This window comes from Acinetobacter sp. ANC 3832 (assembly GCF_002135415.1).
Classification (GTDB): domain Bacteria; phylum Pseudomonadota; class Gammaproteobacteria; order Pseudomonadales; family Moraxellaceae; genus Acinetobacter.
The window spans coordinates 1-17,075 of the sequence record NZ_NEGJ01000022.1 but is presented as its reverse complement, the minus strand read 5'-3'; the positions used below and the strand labels follow the sequence as shown (position 1 = coordinate 17,075).

The following is a 17,075-nucleotide window of genomic DNA, read 5'->3' as shown; positions in this document are numbered from 1 at the left end:
TAAGTTATGTAAGTTATGTAAGTTATGTAAGTTATGTAAGTTATGTAAGTTATGTAAGTTATGTAAGTTATTATTTGATCCATAGCATAACTAAGCTATACTTATTTTATTAAATAAGTTACTTAAGTTAAATAATGATTATTTTAATTGGTGGAGAAAAAGGTGGCTCTGGGAAGAGTTGTCTTGCACAAAACTTAGCAGTTTATCTGCAACAGAAAAATCATGACATCTTACTTTTAGATGCCGACCCACAAGGTACTACAACAGATTGGGTCAAAGAGCGTGATGTAAATCAAGATCTAAGAAACATTCCATCCGTTCAGGCTGCTGGTAATATTCGACAAGTTCTAGATGATCTGTCTAAAAGATACCAAGACATCATTATTGATGCTGGGGGGCAAGATTCAGAAGCTTTACGTTCAGCAATGACGATAGCTACACATATGCTATTACCCTTTAGGCCAAAGCGCAGAGATCTTAAAACTTTAGTTCATGTTGAACAGCTTATTCGCTTAGCTAGAGCTGTGAATCCAAATCTAATTACTAATGCTGTAATTACCCAATGCCCGACTTTGCCTAGCCAAGCTCAGCGTATTTTAGATGCAAAAGAGGCCTGTGAGTCCTTTGGAATTATTCCACTGAATCAATTCACAACCAATCGAAATGTTTATGATGATGCTGATGAAAATGGTCTTTCTGTATTTGAAGTAGACACTGACAAAAAAGCTGTCACTGAAATTGAGCAACTTGTAGTCGAATTTTTAGGAGACTTGTAATGGCATTAAAAGGGTTAACCAAATCAGCTCATGAAGCTAAATCTCCAGAAAAGCAAATCGAAGATTTTATTGTGGGTTCTACTAAACGGGCAAAGAATCTAGAAATATCTCAACAAATTTATCGTCGTTTTACATTTTCTCTAACAGAGGAAGTGAGTAAAGAAATAGATCATTTGCTAGTAGAGTCTCGAGTAGCTAAAGCTAATCGTTCTTTAATCCTAAAAGCAGCAATCCATCAATTACAAAAGTTATCTCCAGAAGAGTTACATAATATAGTACTTAATGAAGTTAAATAACTTACGTAAGTTAAGCAATATTTTATTCAGTTTAATTAAATAAAATCGTGAAACATTGATCACTTAGTAGGCGTGAAACGTGAATAATCATTAAAAAAGCCCAATCGGGTGTGATTGGGCTTTTTGACATACTATAAGCAAATGATTTATATCAGATAAAATAAAGCATTTCGTATAAGGTGTATTATGTTAATTTTAGAAAAAATTAATTTACTTCTTTTCCCACTTAGAATCATCTAATTGAAAAAGTGCTTTACTTCTTCCTTCATTTGGATCTTGTTTTAAGAACATCTCATTCCAAGCTTGAACAGTTGTTTTTGAAATGGCTGATGTTTTAAAAGATTCAAAAAGTTGATTTTTGATAGCAGAGATATCATTTTTAATTTTTAATCGAAAAGGAGGGGTGTAATTCTTTTTAGTAATACTACTAACTTCCTGAAAATTCCAGAAAAATACAGTCGCTTGTTGTGTTATGGGTTCAATAATTCTTCTTGTTGTATTTCCTTTTCTCTCAAATGTTAATCCATAATCATCTCTATATTCTTTCGGTCCTCCTAGCCCTTGAGCATAAATATCTAGTTTCTTATTAGTGAATGTTCCATCCTTATTTAAACCAACACGAATGGCATTCGCCCACATAAGGCGTTTATTATCACCAAATAAATGTGTCGCAGGTGTACCAATACGAATATGTGCTCCAAGGAATACTTTATTACCTTTAGTATCTTCAATAAATCCTTCAGTATTTGGAAAACCATCGCCATATACTAAGGAGCTGATGTCCATATACATCCCTACCAATTCGATTCGAATCATCAACTCATGACGAACATCCAAATCAGGGACAAAACTTGTTCCTGTATGGTCGTAAACTGTGCGAGATAGAACAAAAGCGTGGTTTTTACCATGATAGTGTGATGTGAAATTGAAAGTACGACGACCTGCAACATCTACGGCAGGAATTAAAACTTTAATTTCCCCCGATGGTCTATATTTTATATCATTATAATCCTCATCATGCCCAAGAATAGGAACTCCTAAAACTCTTAGTGGTCCCGATGTATTAGACTGGACTTCAATGATTTTTAATTTTTGTGATTCCTTAATATCTTCTAAGTTGACGATTGCTTTAGACCAAACACGAGAACTCACGCTTTGTGGTGGCAGTGCTTTTGCACTGGGATTAAAAAAACTTTTGCTTAAAGAAAATCCTCGATTATCACCATGGAAAAAAAAGCCTTTAGCTTCAAATTGCTTATTGGGATGAAACGAACGTAGATTAATCTGATAATTCGCCAATTTGACCATATTAATTACAACATCATGCCGTTTTTTATTTGGATCAGCAGGTGTTGTAATCACTGATGCTAAAGTTGTTCCCATTTTTTAGTCCTTTTTATTTTTATTTAATTCTAAATATTCTTCTAAATATTGAATTCTAAAAGGTTGTATCTCATTTAATTTTTCTTCAAATTCGGGTAGAGAGTAGTCTCCTAAAAAGTTTTCATAACTTAATTCTTTGTCATTCATTTTTGGATAAGAAATATGAAATTGCATGCAATCAAAAAATTCTGTTTTTTCCTTATTTAGAGCACCAGTTAAATCATTCATATATGATTTATATTCATCTATATTTTTCCAAATATAAGCATCACAGGTATTCCACGCATATGCAGTTTTTAATTTTACTTGATCTTTTGTCAGATGATATATTTCAGAATCATTTGTTTTCGGATAAAGCTTTGGGTCAAATGCCATTTGTTTAGCTTGATTATTGGTGTCAATATACCAAGTCCAAAAAACCTCTTTATCGTAATCGCGCGCACCACCACCTTGATAAGGCATATTCATACGTTGCCCATCTTTGTTTAGGCTAATCCAATAGACATTCCGCTTATCGTAGTTCATCCCTCTTGTGAGGACTTCATTTTTTGATGCCTTGACTTTGATTAGACCATTTTCAGGGACGGTTAGAGACACTCCTAAAGGGTCTGATCTTAATTCTTGTCCATCTTCTTGATCGAATATGACAAATACAGGACCAATGAAGTTTTCAGGAACTAAAAATACAACAGGCGGTTTCATATCATCTTTTCCAAAAGTAATGAGTTTGGTGATTGCGATTACACCTATCACGAGGCATATTATTAATATGATTAGTTTTTTTTTAGTTAAATTAATTTTTTTAATCACTCGTCTTTCCATTGATGATTAATATCATCATCACCTGAATATTTAAGTTCCAACTTATCAGCTTCTGTTCCTGTTTGAACAAATTGCGTTTGTTGTTCTTCGTTTAAACTAGCATTAAACTGATAACTACGTTTTGAATTAACTAGCTTAAATGATAAATTTTTCACATCTTTATCACTGATTAAATTAAACCCTTGATTAAAGCCTTCTAAATTCGAATTCGGTATATTCGGTAAGGTTGTTACAACCCTCTGCCCACTTGTAAAAAGATGCTGTCCAGCTTTCGCCTCAAACTTTGCAGGCGTAATGAATGTAATCCCATTCTTATTAATTATGATTTGAGAACCACCAGCCATAGGTTTACCTATCTTTATAAAATTCAAAATTTAAGCTGCAATTTAGCTTAAAATAAACATCTAATAATTCAATATTTTTAATCAAAGTATGACTTTCATCATAGCAATTCAACTGAATGATAGCATTATTGTTGCTGCAGATAATAAAAAAGTCGTACTCAAGGAAGATCAACTAAATGAGCCTTTAACGCACTCAGCCTCAAAAATTCATGCATGGGATGAGGGAATCATCACCGGTACAGGCGAAAGCTATGTGATCAATCGCAGCATCGCTTTATTTAAGGAATTGGCTCAATCACAATTAACATCCCTACCTGATTGTTTAGAACTTTCACGCCAAATTCGAGAGCACGAAATCGGTACTGATCACTTTCAGATCCAAAATACCAAACTACTATGTTCGAGCTACAGCAAAAACGGTGCTCAACTCTATAAAACTGAACGAGCGGATGATGAACAAAGCTACAATATGACGGCTATAGAGCCTATGGACATTACTGTTTGGATGTTCAATCCCAATGTGGAAACGATTACAGCAGATTTAAAAAACTTATATCTAGATTTGAAAGATTACTCAGCATTTTCAAACCAAGTCGATTGGATGAATTATTACATCAATCGAATTGCACCGATCTACCAAAAGCAGAGCCTACAAGATTCCTTGATGAGTCAGAGCTTCGATATTTTCTTTCAAAGCAAAGACGAATATGTATTTGGCCATATTCCCAATACTCAAACTACAGCTTTAGATTTTAGTGAAATTTCCCCTAATTCAGCATCCATTTAACATAATGGGCATTATTCGAAATCTATCCAACTTAAAGAATTAAAATCAATCATTTATTAATTTTCACTAATACCCAAAATGACAAAAATCTGACCGTGAAATAAGTCCTATTTTTTTGATTAAAAAATACTATATTCTTTCAATGTTTTTATTTTTAAGAAATTTTAATTTCTTTTGAATATTATAACCTGTCGTTAGACAAAAATTATTCACAAGAATTATGTGTGAAAATTGATTTACATGGATGTTGATCCACATTGATTAATCTCCTTAGCTGCTATGAGCCATATGATTGGCAGTATCAAATTTTAATAATTCCTCAATCATCTTATTTTTTGTATTTTTGAAATATAATGTTATTATAATTTTTCTAAATTAATATTTAGGTATTTTTAAATAATTAAAATAAATTGATGAGATACGCCATGGACGGTATGTTTAAGTATAAAAAAATGATTTTTTTAATAGTAGTTCTAATCAGTTTTCTCTTCATCTTCTGGTATTTAAAACCAGAAGATCAAAAAAATATTGTTACTGAAAGTCAAGTTAGAGAAACATCTCCTAATAAAGATGGAGAAAATCTTGATCATTCACTTACGATTAATGGCAATGAGCCTTTGAAATTCAAAGGAAATATGCCAACTTTAGCACCGTCATTAAGTGGAACAGAAGTAAATTGCCCTCTAAAAGTAGATGATAACGGACAGTTACTTTTAACACGTGGAATACGAGATTGTTTTGATTATTTTCTTTCAAGTAGTGGTGAAAAATCTGATACAGCGTTGTTGCTAGATATACGCCAATACTTAAGTGGTTTACTACCTGATACTGCACAACCTTATGCTTTCAAGTTACTTGATAAGTATATAGATTATTTGAATCAACTAAAGAATTTAAATGGAGTTGAAGCACAAGATGTAACTGAATTTAAAAGAGTCTCATCTTCTTTATCTAAACTTAGGAGACAAATTTTTACGACAGAGGAAGCAAATATTTTTTTTCGAGATGAGGAAATTTATGATCAATATGCGATTGATGATTATGCAATATTTAATGATAAAAGTTTAACTCCAGAACAAAAAGCCAAAAAAAGTGTCGAATTATTAGAAAAACAACCGCCTTCGATTACAGACAGAATGAAACCCATAATCCAATACAACCAATTACAAAAATTGACTGCTGAGATTAAAGAAAAAGGGGGGTCACAGGCAGAATTAGCTCAAATGCGTAAGCAATTAGTGGGTGTGGATGCCGCTGATCGCCTGGCTAAATTAGATAATGATAACGCTCAATGGCAAAATAAAGTAGATCAATATTTGCAGTCCAGACAACAAATAATAACAACTCAACAAAAAGGTTATGAGCAAGAAAAAATGGTAACTGAACTACGAAATAATTTTTTTAATAATGAGGGCGATAGGCTCCGTGCTGAAACATTTGAAGAAATATATGACCAGAATTCTAACGTAAAAAAGATGGATGGATTTTAATAATATTTAAAAAAATGGAGACAAATAAAAGGACCTTAAAGTTGAAATCTAAAGAACCAAAAATATTTATAAAATGGAGTAAAAAAAATGCAAAAAACTAAGATAGCCATCACTTTTGGGACGCTATTAACAGCATCAACTTTATCAAATGCGTTTATTATTGATGGCATATTCAATAGCATTTTAAATGGGATAAACTTGTGGACCAGTACAATCAATACCGTTACAAATAATTTTATACCGGGTGAAAAAGCCTCGACTTACGCATGTGTATCAGACATTAATGGCACTGGTAGTTGTAAAAAAGAAATATTTTCATCTACACCTGTCACAGGAAATTATGCAGCAACTAAATATCCACTCGTGTTAGCTCATGGTTTGTTCGGATTTGGCTCAATTGGACCTATTAACTACTTCCATGGCATTCCTGCAGACTTAGCAAGTCAAGGTGCTAAGGTTTATACGAGTACAGTTGCTGCCGCACAGTCAGATCAGTTCCGTGGTGAGCAATTACTTGCTCAGGTGAAAGAAATTCAAGCAATCACAGGTTCTGCTAAAGTTAATCTAATTGGTCATAGTCAGGGTGTACAAACTGTTCGTTATGTAGCAGGAGTTAGACCTGATTTAGTTGCCTCTGTGACTGGAATTGGTGGATCTAATAAAGGAAGTGATATTGCAGATATTATGCAGACTTATGTCCGTGATCCATTAAGTCCGCTTGGTGGAGATTTGCTTCTCGGTGCTGCAATAGGTTTTGTGACAGGTTTCGAGTCTGTTTTAGCAGGAGGTGCTTACCACAAACAAGACGTATTAAGTGCTTTAGATGGCTTAACTGCAAGTGGAGCAAATGCATTTAACCAAAAATTTCCAGCCGGTATTCCATTGAAAAGTTGCGATACAACATTATCACCAAGAGCTAGTAATGGTGTCTCTTATTACTCTTGGACTGGGACTAAGCCTGGAACTGCTCCAGATTTGACCATGACCGCCTCAATAATATTAGGTAAGCTTATTAAGGGCGAAAGTGATGGTATTGTACCGAAATGTTCAGCCCATTTAGGTCAAGTTATTCGTGATAATTATCCTCAAAACCACTTTGATGAAGTTAATCAAGTTATGGGTATAGTTGATCGTCTAAGTCCAGCGGGTGATCCGGTTCCACTTTATAGAGCTCATGCAAATCGTTTAAAGAATGCTGGTTTTTAAAGTCTGAATTTTGGAAGCTATATTAAAGTTAAGGACTATATGAATGAATTGGGCATAAATTTTTATTTTATGCCCTTTTTATATACGGACTCTAATTTTTTGATTTTTAATTAAGACGATATAGCTTGTTTCAAAAAATTAACTATATCGATGCTAAGCAATATTACAAGTAACGGTTACACGAAGTGAGCTGTGTAGGACCTGATTTTTGTATTAAACATTGAATCCTATATGCTTTCCTGTTGGAAGCTCTACATCAATTCGAAGCTTTCCACCCATTGCTTCAACATATTTTTTCATAGTTGAAATTTTCAGATCATTTCCACGATTTTCGATTGCTGAAAGTGAGGGTTGTTTAATACCAAGGGTTTCAGCGAGTTCTTTTTGAGAGATCTCTAATTCTTCACGAATAAGATAAAGCTGACTTTCTAAAAGTAATTCATCAGCCATTTTTTGAATACGCGCTTGGCTCTCTGGAGAGCGGTTAGCTAATAATTCTTGCAAAGTTTTAGCCATTATATTGTTCTCCTAATGTTGCGAGATGAAGCTCATATTGTTGATCTGCAATGGTCAGCATCTCTGTATAGAATCGCTTCTTACCACCTTTATCACCAATACACAGCACAATAGCTTGTCGTAAGGGATCAAACGCAAAAAAAGCCCTAAGTGGTTTACCACGATGCTGAACACGTAGTTCTTTCATGTTGGTAAATTTAGAGTCATAGACAGTATCAACTAAAGGTCGACCTAAGCTTGGCCCTTGCTGTTGTAGCACAACTAAGGCAGCTAAAACCTTCTCTTGCATTGATTCATCTTGTTGTTCAAGCCATTCATTGAATACGTCTGTCGTGATGACTGTCCACATATCACAACCAAAAATATAGATTACAGTCTATATTTTATAGTGAATAATAAGGATAAGCAATTGAGAAATTATAGGCCATAAAAAAGCCCAACATCCTGTTGGGCTTTTTTACGTATTTGGTGCTTAGGTCTGACTCCTGTCGTACCTGCGTCCTTGTTCTATCTGTTGTTATTCTTATCTGGAGCATCCTGCTCTCTATGTCCCCATAATAAGAAATAAGGGTGCGGTCGTATAGCGGCAAAGGGCTTTAATTGATGTACGCCTAGGCTTACAACATGCTGAATTTATCCCAAGATTTGTCCGCAGGAATTGGGGATAATTTAAGCACTGGATGAATTGATAACACTGATGAAAAGCCAATATTGATTAAAAAACGCTCAATTTTATTGGCGAAATATACCAGTTTTGTTCATAAAAAAGCCGATATGTTTCTATGTCGGCTTTTGGGTAGTTTTTTGAATTTTTGAATGATGCTAATTTATTGATATTACAAGGTTATTACAAATTGATTTCGCATAAGCGCCATTATGTTAAATGGGTATATTGAATACGTGAAATTTACTTCATTCTATTACCATCTTGATCAATAATTACTTCGCCATCTTCTTTGCTAAATGCATTCAATTGAGGGGCAGATAATAGATCCAGTACTAACTCAGATGGTCTACATAGTTTAATACCAAGATCCGTTACTACAAATGGGCGGTTAATTAGAATTGGATATTCAAGCATAAAACCAATTAACTGGTTATCAGTCCAATGTTCTTGCTGTAATTCCAGTTTCTCGTAAGGTTCAACATTTTTACGAATCGCTTCACGCACAGAAAGTCCTGATTTTTCAATTAAAGTAACTAACTCTTCTTTAGTTGGTGGTGTTTTTAAATACTCAATTATTTCAGGTTCTTGCCCTGTATTTCGAATAATTTCGAGCGTGTTTCGTGAAGTTCCACAGGCTGGGTTATGATAAATTTTAATCTTTTGTGACATGACTTTTCTCAGGGCAAAACAATATTGCATTTATATATGGTTATGCGTATATTCGCAATAGCGAATATATTTAGGCAATAAAAAATGAATCAAACAGACTTCTTTAAGTGCCTTTCTGACCCAACGCGCTTGGATATTTTGAAGTTAGTAATGGCAAAACAGAATATTTGTGTCTGTGAACTAACAGAACAATTGCAACTCAGCCAACCTAAGATTTCTCGCCATTTGGCTTTGCTCCGAAATCTTTCCATTCTGCTTGATCAAAGACAAGGGCAATGGGTGTATTACCGTTTGAATCCAAATCTTCCTGAATGGGCAAATGATGTTTTGAATATTATCTCAAATCAAAATGACGGCATCATGAGCAACTCTATTGTTCATTCGTCAATTTCAGTGCATTGCGAGTAATTATGTCTACTTCAAGACTTTCATTTTTAGATCGCAATTTAACGCTTTGGATTTTCATTGCGATGGCATTGGGTGTGGGGATTGGCGTTTTCTTTCCTCAAGCATCGGTTGCTTTAGATCAGATGAGTATTGATTCGGTCAATATCCCGATTGCGATTGGCTTGATTTTGATGATGTACCCACCACTTACCAAAGTGGACTATGCGACCTTGCCACAAGTGTTTAAAGATAAACGAACACTTACCTTATCTTTGGTTCAAAACTGGCTGATTGCACCGTGTTTAATGTTTGCTTTAGCCATCATTTTTTTACAGTCCTATCCTGAATATATGACAGGTGTCATTCTGATTGGATTGGCTCGATGCATTGCAATGGTCTTGGTATGGAATGGCTTGGCATGTGGTGATAACCAGTATGTTGCGGGATTGGTCGCATTTAACAGTATTTTCCAAATCCTGTTTTTCAGTACCTATGCTTGGCTATTTTTGACCTTCTTACCGCCCTATTTTGGTGTGGAAGCGCAAATCATTAATGTCAGCTTTTGGACAATTACCCATGCGGTTCTAGTTTATTTAGGGATTCCTTTTTTACTGGGTTTCTTAACTCGATACATTCTCGTGAAGCAAAAGGGGTTGCTTTGGTATCAAACCAAATTTATTCCTAAAATTAGTCCACTCAGTCTACTTGCCCTGTTATTTACTATCGTGGCTATGTTCAGCCTGAAAGGTGGTGAAGTGGTCAGTTTGCCACTTGATGTACTCAGAATTGCAATTCCACTCACGATTTACTTTGTCCTAATGTTTTTTATTAGTTTCTTTATGAGTAAGTGGATGGGGAATGACTATCCCAAAACTGCTGCCATTTCATTTACTGCGGCAGGGAATAATTTTGAATTGGCTTTAGCCGTTGCTATTGCAACCTTTGGGCTTGCATCACCTGTGGCTTTTACAACAGTGATTGGGCCATTGGTTGAAGTTCCCGTACTCATTGCTTTGGTGAGTGTTTCACTGTGGCTCAGAAAAAAAGTTTTTAAAGAGGTGTAACGCTATGACTCTCCCAAATGTAGATTTAAATCTTCTTGAACAACCAACTTTAGACAAAGTTCAAGCCAAAGCACTTGATCATCCACCTCGTATTTTATTGCTTTATGGCTCAAACCGAGAGTGCTCATACAGCAGACTTGCAGTGATGGAAGCAGGACGGATCTTGGAGTATTTTGGCGCTGAAGTAAAAATCTTCCATCCCAAGGGGCTACCCTTACCTGAAGATGCCGATACTGAACATCCTAAAGTCAAAGAATTGCATGATTTATTAGCTTGGTCGGAAGGTATGGTGTGGTGTTCACCTGAACGTCATGGTTCGATGAGTTCTATTTTTAAATCGCAAATTGACTGGATTCCACTGGCAGGTGGTGCGATTCGCACAACGCAAGGAAAAACTTTAGCCTTGATGCAGGTCAGTGGCGGTTCACAATCATTTAACAGCTTAAATCAGATGCGTATTTTAGGTCGTTGGATGCGCATGATCACCATTCCAAACCAATCATCTATTCCTAAAGCATTTTTAGAATTTGAAGAAGATGGACGTATGAAGCCTTCTTCTTACTACACAAGAATTGTCGATGTGATGGAGGAACTATATAAATTTACGCTTTTGACCCGAGGACAATCAGCATCTTTAACTGATCGTTATTCTGAGCGTGTTGAAAGTGCTGAAGAGCTGTCGAAGCGTGTAAATCAAAGTAGTATTTAGTTTTCCTAAAATTAACATAATACACCTTATGCGAAATACTTAAAATGATCTTATTGTTCTGATTTTTATGTATTTTTTAATTTTTAAAGCCTAGATCAGAGTCTAGGCTTTTTCTGTTAGAACCCATTTTAAAGTTTCCATAATTTCCTTTTTTACTAGTAAAGCTAAAGAACCTAAGTGAATATTGTAAAAAATAGGAAAAATAATTTTTTATATGATTTATTTTATTAAATTATTTAACGATTTTGGAAAAAAATATCAAAACAGCCTAACTGTTAAATTATTTAACAATATTGAAAAACACCTATCTATTTGTTATATTTAATTTTTTTAATGATATTTTTGACATCATTTTCAGTATCATCTCTAACCTCCACATTCGGTTTAGGATCAGCAAGGTTTCTATTTTTGGCTTGGTTTATACGCAGTAAATCAGCATAAATATACTTTTCTAATGCTTTTTCATCTTCAATCTGACTTAAGCTTTGATCTACATGATTCTCAGCTTTATACGACAAAATCGTTTGAGTGAACCGCATCACTCGCTCATGTAACTCTGTAAAGGAATAAATATTAAAGTCGACTCTCGTACTATAAAATGCCTCTCTTTTAATCTGTTCTAAATCAAAAGCTTGATAGATCGGAAACGTACGTTTCTTTTGAACTTGTCTTTTCCCTTTGACTGCATTCTGACGTACAGCTCTGCGGTTGTATTTCTTTTCAAGCTCATAGCAAATTTTCCCTACATCTTGAGTCGTGCCACGGAAAGCAGGGACATTCGACAAAGCAAAAACGCCTGCTTCAATCGCTTTTTTTAGCTCATCATCAGTCAGCCAAGTTTTGACCTGATCTTTGGTCGGACTTACTTTATTTTTTGCTTCAAACTGCTGTTTTTTAATATGCTTCTTTTGTGTCAGTTTCGACTGAATCCCTGCTCTACACAGTTTTAAAATATGTGCTTTGTATTGCGGTGTCAGATGCCAAGTCCATGAAGTAGGTTTGATCAGTTTGGCATCCCCCTTTTTTTCTTGCATCAACTTGTACTCAGCTAAACGCTTTTTACTCCGATCAGAAAGGCGAAGTACCACTTTGGGCATGTCTTGACTGAAAAGCTGTAGTCGTGAATCACGGTGTAAGAGGCAGTGAAAAGTATCCTGACATGGTCTGCCATCCTTTTCCTTAAAGCTTTTCTTTATGAGTTGCTTTTGATAGCTAATCACACGCTGAAACCGTTGTTCAGCGGTCATCTTAGTCATTTCAACTTCTGTTAAATGAAACTCTTCTATCATCTTTGTGATAACTGACTGCTTCTCCCTCAAAGCACTTGGTAAAGTCACCATAACAAAAACCTGGCACTTGCCTTGCCGTAAAAGTTGCTGATTAAGCTGAATCACCAAATGTGCATTGCACAAGTCCTTTTTATCTCTAGCTTTAGAGCGTGAGTCTCCTGTTTTACTGACGTGAAATTTGCTGATCAACCAAGCCAAAGTGTTCTGTGCTTTATCAACATCAATGAAAAACTTTTGATAGAACGTGGCCTTAGCTAGATACACCGTTCGGTGTAAAGCAGACATTGTGATTTCATCACTTGTCGTATAAAAAATCATGTATTCCCCAAAATCTATAAATAAAAGCCGAGATGTAGTAGGGCGAATGTAGTAAAAATAAAAATTTAGGGTCTTACTTTTTTTAATGTATTAACATCTCTTCACAAATCTGTTTTGCTTTTTAATAAAAGGCTTGCGTAGCAGGGCTTTTAAAGGTTTTTCGAAGAAAAACTGCCACCTGAAAGGTGGCTAAGGGGCAACGAGACGTAGTTAAGTTGTTCCTTAGATTAACTCGGCTCGTTGCCCCTGCTCTTATTCACCATCTAACTTCATGGTGGTATAACAATTCAGAACGACATTTTCAGTGTGATGCTGAAAAAAGACTTTTCGACGCTCTAGGGCAGTCGGCAGTTCTTGACCTCAAAGTTAAGGACTGACCATCCTTAACTGTTTTTTCTTTTCGAAATAGCTAAGGACTGACCATCCTTAGTGCATCTTGGCTCTTATGTGGCTGTAAGAGTTGGCGAAAGCCTATATTTTCGTGTAGCTCTATACTGGTGAAAGCTAGTTGGTAGGGTTGCGACGGAGACTGTGAGAACCTCAATGCAAAACCTCCCTGCTACTCTTTGAGTAGGAATGGTTTGCATGTCAGTTCTCCTTTTATCCTTTCAGTTAAATCAAATTGCCCTCAGCCCATATAAAAACACTCGGCTGAGTCGCCTTCGGGCGACACTGAAAAACTTAGAGCCATTCTGAGTCTAAAGACCTGAATTGCAATAAGCCGTTTTATGGAATGGAAGTCGAGACATGATGTCGAGACGCAAACACCATACGCTGGGTTAACCTGCTAGTGAATTTTCACTGTTGGGAGGTTTAGAAGCCTCATCTTGCGTACCCGATCGGGGAGGACGTGCATCAACCGCTAAGCGGGAAATTGTACGGGGGAAGAAAAAAGTCGAAAGGCTTGTGGGTCTGTCTCATTTGACAGATTCCCTCTCGGTCAGTGGTAACACTGATCGCCAAATAGCTCAACCGAACCACCTCTTCTAGCGTCAAAAATACGCTAGGAATGACAGGGGCTGGAGGGATGCTTATGAAAACTTTGAAGGTATTTATGCTGTAAAAGTGATTGATCTGACCAACGAAAACCGTGTGATTTAAGTGGAGTTGCGGAACAACGCTCCATGAAGTCAAGGATGGCAAACCAAGTGTTGCACGGTGTAATGTTGAAGGTCTAGTAAGCCCTGTTTCTGTTTATTCAGATACAGCGATTCATAAAACTAAAGTGGGAAGCACAGGAGTTTAAGTTAAACGGTTTAGCCTCCGTTTAGGCGTTCTAAGGTTGAAAAACCGAAAGAAGAACTTTAGTCATAATAAAAATCTATGAAGGCTTCATTTGCCCAAGCAGATACAAAAGACTTTAACCTGTGAGAGATCGTGCGAGTAAGTGATAATCCGCCGAAGGATTATCTGCTAAGTAGTCGAGTACGAAAAAAACGTGCAAGCCTGTGGATGAAAGTGCGAACGGAAATAGTGAGATAGAAATCGAAAAGTTAGAATTTTGTTGCGGTTAAACAGGTCGTTTAACTTCTCTCAAAGCTTTGGTCGGCTGTGGGATTCAGGGTGGTACTTGAAAGCAAAATTCGAGGTCAAATTTTAGGTTTTTTTATAAAAAAAACAAGAGTTTAGGTTTAGCTTAAACACGGTCATTTCGTATCAATGCAGTTTTCAATGTTCTGTAAAAACAAGCGTTTAGGTCTTCGTATAAAGCCTTCAGTTAGCTAGTGCAATTGAAACGTAACTAGGTCGATGAATGATTTTTTATTTAGCATTTTTGGCAACTCGGTCAAAGTCAGCCTTTAATCAAAATACAAAAATTCGGGATTCAAGCGATTGATGTTTTTCGCTTTTTTAAAATATCAAACCGTCATTTAAAATGGCACACCTTTCAACAAGGTTTGTTGATGCAATCCTCAGCATAACGAGGACTATCTATTCAAAATGAGTCCGATTTTTAAATAAATACGCTTATTTCTAAACTGTATTTCAGTTTCATTATAGTTTTTGGGAACTATCACAATTTTGTGGTAGTTCCTGATCCTTCATAGAAGCTCACCATTTGCTTTCTAAGCGACTTTTATTAATCTGCATAAAACACTAAGCCACACCATTAAAAGTAGAAACTAATGCAATCTATGAGCTTAGTTCTTATCCTTCGATATATCTTGTTCACGGTCTGCCATAAAATCTTCGAAACCTTTGGGATTATCAAATAATTTAAAATACTCTTCCCAAGTTTCTATTTGCTCTTGATCTTCTTTGAAGACTCCATCCTTATCAAGTTTATAGCTTCTTGGAGGTTTATCTAAAATCCTCATGGTGAGAAAAACTAAATCTTGATCTTTACTCATCGGTGATCTCCTTAGCGAGTGTCTACGAGCGACACAAAGAAAAATTGCGACTAGACTCCCTGAAAAACAGCTTTTCAAACAGAGTTAATATCTGTAGTAAATCACATGATGATCTTGACTCCTAGATCGAGCGTAGCGAGCATAAAAACTTATGAGCGAAGCGAATTCCGAGTTGTGTTTTTTTATAAAATTGATTCAAAGTGTTTGCAAAAAAATTGCCTCCAAGAATCGAGCGATAGCGAGATTCAATAGAGTTTGAGCATAGCGAAAACATAGGGCAATTTTTTATAGTTTAGGTTTTTAATGTTTTTAATGTTTTTAATGTTTTTAAGTACTCTGAAACCATTATGAATAAAGTGTTTCAGAGCTTATATAGCAACGTTTACTCGGTTATATAGCAACGTTTACTCGGTTATATAGCAACGTTTACTCGGTTATATAGCAACGTTTACTTAGGATATGACAACAAAAATAAACAATGTTGTCATAATTAATATATTTATTAAAATCAATACTTTATAAAATTTGAAATATTTTATTTTTTTACGAATTTACATTTTATGATGCTTTTACCTTAAATATAGCAACAAAAACTCGGTCAATGTTTTATATTTAACAATCAATATTCTATTGAAATATAAGTATTAATTTTAAATTTATTATATTAGATTTAGTAAAAAACCATCATTTTTCTTGAATTTTCATTATAAATTGACAACAAGATTATTTCATGTTGCTATAACAACAGATTATTTCATGTTGCTTATTTACTTATGAAAGACGTAATTGTTAAATCAAATAAACTAGTAGAAGCGATTCAAACATTAACTTTGTCTGAGACACGTTTGGTTCAACTAGCTATTATTGATGCTAGAGAAAAAGGACACGGCCTTAGCTCTCAACATCCTCTTGAATTAAAGGCTGAAAGATATGCGAAAGCGTTTAATGTCACGCTAGATGCCTCGTATTCAACCTTATTAGAAGCCGAACAAAATCTTTTTAAGAGACAATTCACTATTACTAATGATGATGGCTCTCCTACCAAAAGTCGTTGGATTCAAGATGTGAATTACCAAAAAGGTGAAGGTAAAATTTTAGTCACCTTAACTCGTGTTCTTATTGATCATATAACTAGGATTGACGGATTTACACAGTATTTCACTCAATATCATTTAGAACAAACAGCAAATTTTACAAGTGTTTATGCTATTAGACTTTATGAATTATTAGCACAATGGCGAACAGCTAGACATACACCAGTATTTGAAATCAATAAATTTAGAGAACAATTAGGAGTTGGAATTAATGAATACTCTCGAGTTGAAGCTTTCAAAAGACGTGTTTTGGAACCAGCCTTACTTCAAATCAATGAGTTCTCCGACCTAACAGCCAAATATACTCAACAAAAAAAAGGACGATCTATTTCAGGTTTTTCCTTCACCTTAAAAGTCACAAACAAAGAAAAAGAACTCAAAGATGTAACCTCATCTAAACAATATAAAAAGATGACAGATTCTCAGCGATTCCTTTTTGCTAGGAAACTTGCAGAATTATCTGAGATGTCTAAATACTCTGTAGGTACTGAGTCGTATGATCAATTTGCAATACGTATTGCAGACATGCTTAAAGATGAACAGAAATTTGTAGAGCTATACCCTTGCTTACTTAAAGTTGGCTATTTAGAAAAAAGTCAAATAAACTAAGTTATGTAAGTTATGTAAGTTATGTAAGTTATGTAAGTTATGTAAGTTATGTAAGTTATGTAAGTTATGTAAGTTATGTAAGTTATTATTTGATCCATAGCATAACTAAGCTATACTTATTTTATTAAATAAGTTACTTAAGTTAAATAATGATTATTTTAATTGGTGGAGAAAAAGGTGGCTCTGGGAAGAGTTGTCTTGCACAAAACTTAGCAGTTTATCTGCAACAGAAAAATCATGACATCTTACTTTTAGATGCCGACCCACAAGGTACTACAACAGATTGGGTCAAAGAGCG

The 17,075-nt window shown here is 35.1% G+C and carries 18 protein-coding genes; 10 read left to right on the top strand and 8 right to left on the bottom strand.

From position 1 onward, the window contains the following. Window positions 1–134 precede the first annotated feature (134 nt). Window positions 135–776, top strand: a complete 642-nt coding sequence (locus tag B9T35_RS17460) for an AAA family ATPase (RefSeq protein ID WP_086192477.1) — start codon at window positions 135–137, stop codon at window positions 774–776. Beyond that, a complete protein-coding gene (locus tag B9T35_RS17455; RefSeq protein WP_086192475.1) occupies window positions 776–1,072 on the top strand; it encodes a hypothetical protein in 297 nt (98 codons plus the stop codon). The genes B9T35_RS17460 and B9T35_RS17455 overlap by 1 nt, the downstream gene beginning before the upstream one ends. Window positions 1,073–1,282: 210 nt before the next feature. Here the strand turns inward: B9T35_RS17455 and B9T35_RS17450 are convergent, their stop codons facing one another. From B9T35_RS17450 to B9T35_RS17440, 3 genes are all read right to left on the bottom strand, one after another. After that, complete coding sequence (locus B9T35_RS17450) at window positions 1,283–2,455, bottom strand: hypothetical protein (protein ID WP_086192473.1); 1,173 nt, start codon at window positions 2,453–2,455, stop codon at window positions 1,283–1,285. A gap of 3 nt (window positions 2,456–2,458) precedes the next feature. Then, a complete protein-coding gene (locus B9T35_RS17445; RefSeq protein ID WP_086192481.1) occupies window positions 2,459–3,157 on the bottom strand; it encodes a hypothetical protein in 699 nt (232 codons plus the stop codon). Window positions 3,158–3,261: 104 nt separating this feature from the next. Then, window positions 3,262–3,621 (bottom strand): hypothetical protein, encoded by a 360-nt coding sequence (locus B9T35_RS17440; protein WP_086192471.1) that lies wholly within the window; start codon window positions 3,619–3,621, stop codon window positions 3,262–3,264. An 88-nt stretch (window positions 3,622–3,709) separates the two neighbouring features. Here B9T35_RS17440 and B9T35_RS17435 point away from each other — a divergent pair, with 88 nt between their 5' ends. From B9T35_RS17435 to B9T35_RS17425, 3 genes are all read left to right on the top strand, one after another. Beyond that, window positions 3,710–4,408, top strand: a complete 699-nt coding sequence (locus B9T35_RS17435) for a hypothetical protein (protein ID WP_086192469.1) — start codon at window positions 3,710–3,712, stop codon at window positions 4,406–4,408. A 425-nt stretch (window positions 4,409–4,833) separates the two neighbouring features. Then, entirely contained in the window at window positions 4,834–5,898 is a 1,065-nt protein-coding gene (locus B9T35_RS17430) for a lipase secretion chaperone (protein WP_171264320.1), read from the top strand. An 87-nt stretch (window positions 5,899–5,985) separates the two neighbouring features. Continuing rightward, window positions 5,986–7,104, top strand: coding sequence for an esterase/lipase family protein (locus B9T35_RS17425; RefSeq protein WP_086192467.1), 1,119 nt, complete (start codon window positions 5,986–5,988; stop codon window positions 7,102–7,104). Window positions 7,105–7,317: 213 nt separating this feature from the next. Here B9T35_RS17425 and B9T35_RS17420 read toward each other — a convergent pair whose 3' ends face one another. From B9T35_RS17420 to arsC, 3 genes are all read right to left on the bottom strand, one after another. After that, window positions 7,318–7,620 (bottom strand): helix-turn-helix domain-containing protein, encoded by a 303-nt coding sequence (locus tag B9T35_RS17420; protein WP_086192466.1) that lies wholly within the window; start codon window positions 7,618–7,620, stop codon window positions 7,318–7,320. Beyond that, a complete protein-coding gene (locus B9T35_RS17415; protein WP_086192464.1) occupies window positions 7,613–7,969 on the bottom strand; it encodes a type II toxin-antitoxin system RelE/ParE family toxin in 357 nt (118 codons plus the stop codon). The genes B9T35_RS17420 and B9T35_RS17415 overlap by 8 nt, the downstream gene beginning before the upstream one ends. A gap of 558 nt (window positions 7,970–8,527) precedes the next feature. Beyond that, complete coding sequence (arsC, locus tag B9T35_RS17410) at window positions 8,528–8,956, bottom strand: arsenate reductase (glutaredoxin) (RefSeq protein ID WP_086192463.1); 429 nt, start codon at window positions 8,954–8,956, stop codon at window positions 8,528–8,530. 84 nt (window positions 8,957–9,040) lie between these two features. Between arsC and B9T35_RS17405 the strand changes: the two genes are divergently transcribed. From B9T35_RS17405 to arsH, 3 genes are read left to right on the top strand one after another with little or no spacing between them, the layout of a single operon-like run. Next, entirely contained in the window at window positions 9,041–9,364 is a 324-nt protein-coding gene (locus B9T35_RS17405) for an ArsR/SmtB family transcription factor (RefSeq protein ID WP_086192461.1), read from the top strand. A gap of 2 nt (window positions 9,365–9,366) precedes the next feature. Further along, complete coding sequence (arsB, locus tag B9T35_RS17400) at window positions 9,367–10,407, top strand: ACR3 family arsenite efflux transporter (RefSeq protein ID WP_086192459.1); 1,041 nt, start codon at window positions 9,367–9,369, stop codon at window positions 10,405–10,407. Window positions 10,408–10,411: 4 nt separating this feature from the next. Further along, window positions 10,412–11,116 (top strand): arsenical resistance protein ArsH, encoded by a 705-nt coding sequence (arsH, locus tag B9T35_RS17395; RefSeq protein ID WP_086192457.1) that lies wholly within the window; start codon window positions 10,412–10,414, stop codon window positions 11,114–11,116. A gap of 308 nt (window positions 11,117–11,424) precedes the next feature. Here arsH and B9T35_RS17390 read toward each other — a convergent pair whose 3' ends face one another. Further along, window positions 11,425–12,723, bottom strand: a complete 1,299-nt coding sequence (locus B9T35_RS17390; RefSeq protein ID WP_086192455.1) for a hypothetical protein — start codon at window positions 12,721–12,723, stop codon at window positions 11,425–11,427. 2,141 nt (window positions 12,724–14,864) lie between these two features. Beyond that, window positions 14,865–15,074, bottom strand: coding sequence for a hypothetical protein (locus B9T35_RS17380; protein WP_086192451.1), 210 nt, complete (start codon window positions 15,072–15,074; stop codon window positions 14,865–14,867). Window positions 15,075–15,847: 773 nt separating this feature from the next. On the opposite strand from B9T35_RS17380, the gene repM reads away from it, so the two are divergent. Next, window positions 15,848–16,777, top strand: a complete 930-nt coding sequence (gene repM, locus B9T35_RS17375) for a replication initiation protein RepM (RefSeq protein WP_086192450.1) — start codon at window positions 15,848–15,850, stop codon at window positions 16,775–16,777. Between the two features lie 149 nt (window positions 16,778–16,926). After that, window positions 16,927–17,075, top strand: a 149-nt coding sequence (locus B9T35_RS17370; protein ID WP_171264319.1) for an AAA family ATPase, incomplete at its 3' end; no start/stop codon positions are given.

Coding starts and splice junctions, on each gene's coding strand:
- B9T35_RS17460 (WP_086192477.1), top strand. CDS start 135: ATGATTATTTTAATTGGTGGAGAAAAAGGTGGCTCTGGGAAGAGTTGT.
- B9T35_RS17455 (WP_086192475.1), top strand. CDS start 776: ATGGCATTAAAAGGGTTAACCAAATCAGCTCATGAAGCTAAATCTCCA.
- B9T35_RS17450 (WP_086192473.1), bottom strand. CDS start 2,455: ATGGGAACAACTTTAGCATCAGTGATTACAACACCTGCTGATCCAAAT.
- B9T35_RS17445 (WP_086192481.1), bottom strand. CDS start 3,157: ATGAAACCGCCTGTTGTATTTTTAGTTCCTGAAAACTTCATTGGTCCT.
- B9T35_RS17440 (WP_086192471.1), bottom strand. CDS start 3,621: ATGGCTGGTGGTTCTCAAATCATAATTAATAAGAATGGGATTACATTC.
- B9T35_RS17435 (WP_086192469.1), top strand. CDS start 3,710: ATGACTTTCATCATAGCAATTCAACTGAATGATAGCATTATTGTTGCT.
- B9T35_RS17430 (WP_171264320.1), top strand. CDS start 4,834: ATGGACGGTATGTTTAAGTATAAAAAAATGATTTTTTTAATAGTAGTT.
- B9T35_RS17425 (WP_086192467.1), top strand. CDS start 5,986: ATGCAAAAAACTAAGATAGCCATCACTTTTGGGACGCTATTAACAGCA.
- B9T35_RS17420 (WP_086192466.1), bottom strand. CDS start 7,620: ATGGCTAAAACTTTGCAAGAATTATTAGCTAACCGCTCTCCAGAGAGC.
- B9T35_RS17415 (WP_086192464.1), bottom strand. CDS start 7,969: ATGTGGACAGTCATCACGACAGACGTATTCAATGAATGGCTTGAACAA.
- arsC (WP_086192463.1), bottom strand. CDS start 8,956: ATGTCACAAAAGATTAAAATTTATCATAACCCAGCCTGTGGAACTTCA.
- B9T35_RS17405 (WP_086192461.1), top strand. CDS start 9,041: ATGAATCAAACAGACTTCTTTAAGTGCCTTTCTGACCCAACGCGCTTG.
- arsB (WP_086192459.1), top strand. CDS start 9,367: ATGTCTACTTCAAGACTTTCATTTTTAGATCGCAATTTAACGCTTTGG.
- arsH (WP_086192457.1), top strand. CDS start 10,412: ATGACTCTCCCAAATGTAGATTTAAATCTTCTTGAACAACCAACTTTA.
- B9T35_RS17390 (WP_086192455.1), bottom strand. CDS start 12,723: ATGATTTTTTATACGACAAGTGATGAAATCACAATGTCTGCTTTACAC.
- B9T35_RS17380 (WP_086192451.1), bottom strand. CDS start 15,074: ATGAGTAAAGATCAAGATTTAGTTTTTCTCACCATGAGGATTTTAGAT.
- repM (WP_086192450.1), top strand. CDS start 15,848: ATGAAAGACGTAATTGTTAAATCAAATAAACTAGTAGAAGCGATTCAA.